The 495-nt window shown below is 71.9% G+C and carries 1 protein-coding gene; it reads right to left on the minus strand.

The window, feature by feature from the left end:
• The coding region (locus FNQ90_RS26405) for a SchA/CurD-like domain-containing protein (RefSeq protein WP_323380200.1) at positions 1–438 on the minus strand (438 nt) is incomplete at its 3' end.
• Positions 439–495: the final 57 nt, after the last annotated feature.

Genomic DNA, 495 nt, shown 5'->3' on the forward strand with positions numbered 1-495 from the left:
GGCCAGCTCGGCCCCCGCCCCGGGACGCAGGGGGTGGCGCAGGGCCACGGTCCCCGCCGCGGGGCGGTCGTCCGGGCTGTCCTGCTCCAGGACGGTCATCAGGCTGCGGTGGAAGTGCTCGCGGAACCCCTCCGGGGTCGTGGTGTCCCGTTCCTCGGCCAGGAAGGGTTCCAGCGCCCGTTCGGCCTCGTGAACCCCTTCCTGCACCGACATGTGTTCGGCGATCCGGTCGGCGGGAACCCCGTCGTGGTGGATGACCCGCACCAACACGTCGTCGCGGACGAAGACCCCGGTGCCCAGGAGCATGCCGAGGGTCTCCCCGTCGGCGTCCCTGATCACCGGCGAGTCCACGCGCCGGAAGGTGTGCGGGGAGAAGATCTCGCCCAGTCGGTCCTCGTGACCGGGGCGGACCCGATAGGTGATGGCGTCCAGTGGCATGTGTCCTCCTGAGGTGGCGCTCCGACGCGGAAGCGCGGTGGGGTGTCGGGTAGGGGG

This window comes from Streptomyces alkaliphilus (genome assembly GCF_014141535.1).
In the GTDB taxonomy this organism is placed as follows: Bacteria; Actinomycetota; Actinomycetes; order Streptomycetales; family Streptomycetaceae; genus Streptomyces; species Streptomyces alkaliphilus.